The following is a 7581-nucleotide window of genomic DNA, read 5'->3' on the forward strand; positions in this document are numbered from 1 at the left end:
GGGCGCGCGGGCCTCGGGCCGACGGCGGCAAGCCGGGCGGACCCCGGCCGTTCGCCGGCAAGCCGGCGGGGGGCAAACCCGGCGGGAAGCCCTTCGGCGGCAAGCCGTCGGGTCCGCGTCCGACCGGGGGCAAGCCCACGGGTGGCAAGCCGGGCGGGCCGCGCGGTGCCGCACCGGGCGGGCGCCCGGGTCCGGGCGGTCCGCGTCCCGGCGGTCCCCGACCGAGCGGTCCGGGCAAGCCGCGCGGGCGGGGCTGACACGAGAGAAAGACGAGGGGGCGCCGCAAGGCGCCCCTGTCGATTCGGGGCGATGAAGGCGGGAGTCAGCGCGGGCGAAAAGCTCCATGCCGCTCGCGCGTCGATGGTTCCGCGCGTGTGGCCTGTTTTACCCCCGTTCGTAGTCAAGTTTTCGGCACGACGCCGCGCAGGCGGCGGGACTCCAATCATTTCCAGCGGCTTCGCCGACACGGGAACCCGGTGCCCCGCAAGGTGTTGGCGAATATGCAACAGTGGCGCCTGACCCGACCGATTGCCGGACTCATCGGCTTTCCAACATCGGGCAGTTATGCGACTGTCGCTTCGATGCTGTCGGGCAACCGGCAGACTTCAAAAAAGTACGGAGCATGATCATGACCAAATTCGCTACCTTCGCCCTGGCCCTGGGCCTGTCCGCTTCGACCGCTCTGGCCGGTGGCTATGTCGCCCCCGTCGTGGACGTCGAGCCCGTCGTCGTCGACACCAAGCCGGCGTCGACCAACGCTGGCCTGGTTGTCCCGGCGCTGCTGCTGCTGGGCGTTATCGCCGCCGTTGCTTCGGACAGCGACGACGACGACGACGACGACACCCCGGAAACCCCGGCCAACTGATTCCTTTCAGGATCAGCTAATGATCAGGGCCAGTCGCAAGACTGGCCCTTTTTCATATCCAAGCGGTTCCGGCACGAAAGACGCTCTCCACCTGTCGCAAATGAAAAGGCCCGCGCAGCGGCGGGCCTTTTCGTCAACGAATGGGAGCGATCAGTTCCGCAATACCTGGATCGTCGCGTATCCAAGCGCCGGGCCGATCCATTGCCGCGATACGCCCGATCCGGGCAGGTAGCTGTTCTCGAACCGGACGCCGTGTCCGGCGCAGCGTTCGACCATGACGCCCGCCTTCGGGCCTGGACCAACCTCGCAATCGAAGACCAACGGCCGCTCCAGCCCGTCGCCGCTGTAATAGCGCATCGTACGGCGCGCCGGACCCGACCGGCCAGCGGCCACCAGTGCCGCCGTGCCACTTGCTTCAGCGACCGACAGATCGTTGCCCAGCCCGCGCGTGCCCGACAGCATGAAGCCGCGCATGATCACCGCCTGTTCGTTGCTGGTCATGTAGGTGCGGGTTCCGGCAGGGGCATTGTTTCCGGTCATGGCCATGACCTGCGTCGTGCCCATCCCCTCGAGACCGACCATGATCAGCGGCCCGGGGTTCACCGACAGGGCCTCGGCCGCCATCCGCGAGGGATCGGGGGCCGGCTGCGGAGACCGATCCTGCTGCCGCTGCGCGATGATTTGCGTCAGGGCCGTCCGTGCGATCGACAGCGACGAGGTCGAGGTCTGTTCGCTGCCCGAATTCGCACTGGAACAGCCGGCCACGAGCGCGAGGAGCGCCAGCCGGCAGCCGAGATTTCGCCAATCTGCCATCATCGCCAGAACCTTCCCCAGCCGTCGTAGAGTTTGGTCGAGTGACTGTCGCGAATCGTGTCGTACAGCCGTCCCTCGACCCGGACCCGCTGCCCGCCATCGCGGTTGAGCGAGCTGAGCGTCCCGCCCACGGTCTGCTTGCTCGGCGTGCCGAGCGCCCAGGACATCGGGATGCGGACGGAAACACCCTTGTCGAACGAGCCCTCGCCATATTCCTCGGCCGAGAGGTCGGTCTTGGTGGCGTAGGCGCCGACCGACCAGCCGCTGGCAAACTCGCGCGTCAGGCTGACCGTCGCGCCGGTGTCGCCGGCCAGATACCTGCCCACGTCGAGCTGTCCGACGAAGCCGTCGCCGAACTCGTAATAGGCAGAGACGTGGCCGGTGGTCACCTCGTAGTCGAGGAAGCCGAAGTTGTCGCGGTAGTCGCGCTTGCGGACGCGGTTGACTTCGGCACCGAGTGCCAGCCGCGAATTCACCGGCTTCCACAGGATCTCGCCCGAGACGCCGCCATACATGTTCTCAAGCAGGCCGACCGTGACGCGGGCATAGGTGGTGTCAGTCGGCCGGGTATTCCAGTTCAGCGTCATGTAGGGGATGCGGGGCTGCTTGTTGCCCGAATACATCCGCCCGTCCGAGCGCACCCGGTAGACCCCGTTGTTGCGCGCCGCGATCTCGTCATCGTCGAGGGCCAGATATTCGTCCACGCTCAGTCCGCCGGGTGCCTCGCGGTCGGCGTTGCCGAACAGGCGCTGCCGCACGGCGCCTTTGGCCGTCAGGCCCGGCACGATCTCGTAGCTAGCCCGGGCGGTCAGCCCGATGTCATAGCGGAACGGCTGTTCGGGGTCGAAAAGGCCGGTGTTCAGCGACGGGCGCAGCGACCATTGGAAGCGCGGTGCCACGCCGGGGGACAGGACCAGCCCGGCCGGACGGGGCTCGGCGTCCGTCAGCGCCGCGGCGGCGGCGATCTGCCCGGCCTCGGTGTTCTCCAGCCGCTCGACGTCGGCGCGCCGCATGGTCACGGACGAGGTCGGCATCCCGCCCTCGACCGAGGTCACGACGAGCGTGTCGACCGACGGGGGCAGGGCCCTCGTCATCAGCCGCGCGGTGCGGCCCACGGCCTCGGCCTGCTGGATGTAACGGTTGTTGCGGATGCGGACCTCGGCGCGGTTGGCGGTCAGCACCATCGACTCGAGCGTCTGGCCTTCCTTGGCCAGCGCGTCGCCGAGCGCCTTCTGGATCGCCGGTTGCGCGGTGGGATCACCGGCCCAGACGCCCGACCAGCCCTCGGGGTCTGCCGACGGCGCCACGCGCACGCGAACCGGCGCCGGCCCCTTTTCCAGTCCCGACGGGTAGGGTGCCCGGCGGGGATTGAGCGTCATGCTCGCCTGAATGCCGAAGTGTTTGCCACCCAGCACGTAACCGCCGATCTCGTAGTTCTCGCCGGCCTGCCAGCTGAACCCCAGATTGACGTTGTTCTTCAACGGCTCCTTGTCCGAAAGCCAGACAGCGCGGGGACAGTTTTCGGCGTCGCCGGTCTCGCACGCGTAGTCGTCGCCCGAGTATTCGGCCAGCAGGGTGAGCTTGTTGGTCGCTTGCCACGACAAGCCGAGGAAGGGCGCAGCCTCGCCCTTGAACCACTGGTCGGTGTTGAGAGAGCCCCCGGTGCCCTCGTCCGGGGCGCCCCGGTCCCCGAACGGAGACCCAATCCCGCCGCTCGAGGCGAGTCGGCCCCAGCCAAGACCCGCCGAGACCCGCAGCCGCGGGGTCACGGTCTTGGTCGCCACGACATATTCGGACGAATAGAAGCCGGTGCCGACGAAATCCTGCAGACCGACCGCGACCGAGGGCTGCCAGCTGCCCTCGCGCTCGTCGAGCAACAGGACGCGGACATCGAACGAGCGGTCGCGGACGTATCCCCGCTTTTCCTCGGTGCTGTCGAATTTGCCGTAGCGCAGAGTGGCCGACACGCGCGGCAGGACCTGGAATCCGATGCCTGCGCGGCTGCCGAGTTCGTTCCACGACAACGCCGCCGACAGCGTGGCGTCGGGCAGCGCCTCGGCGGTGGGCGTGTCGATGATGCCGGGCATCCCGTAGCGGTTCAGCACGGTGCCGATCATCGGGTCGGCCTGCGCGGGGGCGACCCCGGCGGCGACCGGCACGACCAGCACCAGCGCCACCGCCGGCAGGGCCGAGGCGAGCAGGCGGCGGCGGGCCGGCGAGCGGTGGCCCGGCAGGGTGGGGGGTGGGTCGGCGAGGGGGCGGCGCGGCGTCATGCGGTCGGTCCTTCTGAGCGGGCTGGCCGGTCCGCCCCGTCCGGCGCACGTAGCACCAAGGGGCGGTCAGGATCTTCGGCAGCGGATGGGCGGCAGCGCGCCGCCCGCCCGAGTGGTCTTGGCCGGTCGGTCCCGGCGAAACTGTCGCACCGGCGCGCCCCGAGGGGACCGCCGGCGGGTCGGGTCAGGCGCCGGGCTTCGTCGCCGGCTTGGCGGACGCGGCCGCCTTGGCGGCGGTGGGCGAGGCGCAGCCGGTGAAGGTCCGGCCGTTCGCGCGCAGCGTCGCGGTCATCGGCTGGCCGCCGCAATCCTGGCCGCGGATGTTCAGCGCAAAGGCGGTGTCGTTCAGCGTGCCCACGTATTCCACGCCCTTGGCATAGGCGAGGCGCTGGACGCTGACCGTCGCGGCCTTGGCGCCCGGGCGCTCGAACTTGACCGACTTGCCGCTGACCGTGGCGCTCCACCCCTCGCCGCCGGCGGTGAAGCTGTTGATGTCCAGCGTCTCGGCGTCGGCGGTGGCGACGCGGGTGCGGTCGCCCGCGACCTCGAGCGGCTGCTGGGTCGGCGAGGCGCCGGTCGGCTCGGGGATCGAGGGCTTGGGCGGCGCGGCCGGGGCGGCGGGCGCCGCGACCACCGGCTCGGGCTTGTCCCACGGCATCCGGAAGTCCTTCATGGCCTGGTCGTCGCAGGCCGCCAGCGCCAGCGGCGCGGCCAGAATGATGAGGCGAAGTCGCATCGGTTCGGTTCCTGTCCCGTGCAGGCCCGCAGGACCTGCCTTGTTTTGCTGACAGCCTTACGTCACGCCGGGCCGCCAAGACAAGCGCAAGCGCCCGCCACCGGCAGGATCGCGCCCGGCTGTGGCATCAACACTTCGCGGGGTCGTGACCGCGCCCGCGGGTCAGCAGTTCGGCACGTTCACCGCCAGCCCGCCGAGCGAGGTCTCCTTGTACTTCTCGCTCATGTCGCGGCCGGTCTGGCGCATCGTCTCGATCGCCGCGTCGAGCGGCACGAGATGCGCCCCGTCGCCCCTGAGCGCGAGGCTTGCCGCCGACACCGCCTTGATCGCGCCCAGGCCGTTCCGCTCGATGCAGGGCACCTGCACCAGCCCGCGCACCGGGTCACAGGTCATGCCCAGATGATGCTCGAGCGCGATCTCGGCGGCGTTCTCGACCTGTTCGGGCGTGCCGCCCAGCACCGCGGCCAGCCCCGCCGCGGCCATCGCGCTGGCGCTGCCGACCTCGGCCTGGCAGCCCGCCTCGGCCCCCGAGATCGAGGCGTTGTGCTTGACCAGCCCGCCCACCGCCGCCGCGGTCAGCAGGAAATCCCCGAGCTGCGCCCGGCTGGCCCCCGGCACATGGTCGAGCCAGTAGCGGATCACCGCCGGCACCACGCCCGCGGCCCCGTTGGTGGGGGCGGTGACGACCTGCCCGCCGGCCGCGTTCTCCTCGTTCACCGCCATCGCATAGGCCGACAGCCAGTCGTTGACGACGTGGGGCGGGGCGAGGTTCATCCCCCGCTCGGCCAGAAGCGACTGGTGGACGCCATGCGCCCGACGGCGGACGTTGAGGCCGCCGGGCAGGGTGCCCGTCGCCGCGAGGCCGCGGTCCATGCAGTCCGCTATCACCTGCCAGATCCGGTCGAGCCCGGCGTCGATCTCGGCCGCGCTGCGGCGGGTGCGCTCGTTGGCGCGCTTCATCGCGGCGATCGTGAGGCCCGAGGCCTCGGCCATGGCCAGCATCTCGGCCGCGGTGGCGAAGGGGTAGGGGACGGCCGCCGCCGCGTCGCTGCGCCGGTCGCCCGCGCGCTCGGCCAGTTCCGCCTCGGTCAGCACGAAGCCGCCGCCGATCGAGTAGTAGGTCTCGCGCAGGATCACGTCGCCCTGCGCGTCGGTGGCCATCAGGATCATCCCGTTCGGATGCCCCGGCAGCGGCCGGTCGAAGTCGAAGATCAGGTCGCGGGCCGGGTCGAAGGCGAGCTGGCCCAGCCCCTCGGGGCTGACCGCGCGCTGGCTTTCCAGCGCGGCAAGCGCGGCCGCGGCGGCCTCGGCGTCCATCGTCTCGGGGGTCAGCCCGGCGAGGCCCAGCATCACCGCCCGGTCGGTGGCGTGGCCCTTGCCGGTAAAGGCAAGGCTGCCGTGCAGGCTCGCCCGCAGCCCGTGGGCGTGGAACGGCGCGGCCCTGAGCGCCTCGAGGAACCGCGCCGCCGCCACCATCGGCCCCATCGTGTGCGAGGAGGAGGGGCCGATGCCGACCTTGAAGAGGTCGAAGACGGACAGGAACATCGCGTGGGCCTCATGGATCAGGGGGCGGGGCGGGGTGGTCAGGGCGACGATAGGCCGCAGCCCGACGGTCGCCAAGTGGCGCGAAAGGGGGAGGCTTGGGGGCGCGGCGGAGGCGGCTGCGCGGCGGCGGGTGCGCCGGTTTGCTGGCGAGCCGCGGGGTCTGCACCCGATCCGACCTCCCCGGCTGCACACGGAGCGGCTGCCCGGACCGAGCCGCCATCCTCGCCCAGCGAGTGGTTTGCAGAGTGCCCGGAAAATGGGCATATGGCTGCAAACTGCGGCAGGCCGCGCATCCGCGTCCGCCGCGCCACCCGCGCCGCCGCGTCACCGCTACCCCCCGCCGCCCCGACAGGTCCAAGTGCCACCCATGACCACCCGCCCGACGCCTTCGCCCGCAACCCCCGCGCCCGAGCCGCCGATCCGGCTTGGCGGGATCACGCTCGGGGCGCCGGTGTTCCTTGCCCCGATGGCGGGGATCACCGACCTGCCGTTCCGCCGCGCTGTGGCCCGCCACGGCGCCGGGCTGGTGGTGAGCGAGATGGTCGCCTCGACCGAGATGGTGACGCCGCGTCCCTCGACCCGCGCCGCCGTCCGCGCCAAGGCGATGGTCGAGGAGAACGGCGTCCCGGTCAGCGTCCAGATCGCCGGGCGCGAGCCGGGGCCGATGGCCGAGACGGCGCGCATCGTCGAGGGCATGGGCGCCGCGATCATCGACATCAACATGGGCTGCCCGGCCCGCAAGGTCACCGGCGGTCTGTCGGGGGCGGCGCTGATGCGCGAGCCCGACCGGGCGCTGAGCCTGATCGAGGCGGTCGTGGCGGCGGTCCCCGACCTGCCGGTGACGCTGAAGATGCGGCTCGGGTGGGATGCCGATTGCCTGAACGCCCCCGACCTCGCCCGACGGGCGCGGGACGCAGGCGTGCGGATGATCGTCGTGCACGGCCGCACCCGGGCACAGTTCTATGACGGCGCGGCCGACTGGGCGGCGATCCGCGCCGTCCGCGCGGCGGTCCCGGACCTGCCGCTGGTCGCCAACGGTGACGTGGTGGATGCCGCAAGCGCCAGCGCGGCGCGGACCGCGGCGGGGGCGGACGCGGTGATGGTCGGGCGCGGCGCGCAGGGCGCACCGTGGCGGCTGGCCCAGATCGCTCACGCGCTGCACGGCACCGCCGCGCCCCGCGTGCCGGTCGGCGCCGCGCTCGCCGACGCCGTCGCGGCGCACCACGACGACATTCTGCAGCATTACGGCGCGGCGCTGGGGATGCGCGTCGCCCGCAAGCACCTCGGCTGGTATCTGGCCGCGGCCGGGCTGCCCGACGCCGACGGCGCGCGCCGCGCGCTGATGGCGG

General features: G+C 71.6%; 6 protein-coding genes. 2 read left to right on the forward strand and 4 right to left on the reverse strand.

Annotated features, from left to right (window positions below; translation table 11 throughout):
- The first annotated feature begins 622 nt into the window (after nucleotides 1-622).
- Nucleotides 623-865, forward strand: a complete 243-nt coding sequence (locus tag ACFHYO_RS01640) for a hypothetical protein (protein WP_394317891.1) — start codon at nucleotides 623-625, stop codon at nucleotides 863-865.
- Between the two features lie 150 nt (nucleotides 866-1015).
- Here ACFHYO_RS01640 and ACFHYO_RS01645 read toward each other — a convergent pair whose 3' ends face one another.
- The 4 genes from ACFHYO_RS01645 to ACFHYO_RS01660 form a co-directional block, all read right to left on the reverse strand.
- Entirely contained in the window at nucleotides 1016-1681 is a 666-nt protein-coding gene (locus ACFHYO_RS01645) for a YjbF family lipoprotein (RefSeq protein WP_394317893.1), read from the reverse strand.
- Nucleotides 1678-3951, reverse strand: a complete 2274-nt coding sequence (locus ACFHYO_RS01650; RefSeq protein WP_394317895.1) for a YjbH domain-containing protein — start codon at nucleotides 3949-3951, stop codon at nucleotides 1678-1680. Before ACFHYO_RS01650 ends, ACFHYO_RS01645 begins: the two co-directional genes overlap by 4 nt.
- A 184-nt stretch (nucleotides 3952-4135) precedes the next feature.
- The gene (locus ACFHYO_RS01655; protein WP_036736487.1) at nucleotides 4136-4687 is read right to left on the reverse strand and encodes a hypothetical protein; all 552 of its coding nucleotides are present in this window, start codon (nucleotides 4685-4687) and stop codon (nucleotides 4136-4138) included.
- A gap of 162 nt (nucleotides 4688-4849) precedes the next feature.
- Complete coding sequence (locus ACFHYO_RS01660; protein ID WP_394317897.1) at nucleotides 4850-6232, reverse strand: L-serine ammonia-lyase; 1383 nt, start codon at nucleotides 6230-6232, stop codon at nucleotides 4850-4852.
- Nucleotides 6233-6599: 367 nt separating this feature from the next.
- On the opposite strand from ACFHYO_RS01660, the gene dusB reads away from it, so the two are divergent.
- A partial coding sequence (dusB, locus tag ACFHYO_RS01665) for a tRNA dihydrouridine synthase DusB (protein ID WP_394317899.1) occupies nucleotides 6600-7581 on the forward strand: 982 nt, incomplete at its 3' end.

The sequence above is a fragment of the Paracoccus panacisoli genome, assembly GCF_042435015.1.
GTDB classification, from domain to species: domain Bacteria; phylum Pseudomonadota; class Alphaproteobacteria; order Rhodobacterales; family Rhodobacteraceae; genus Paracoccus; species Paracoccus panacisoli.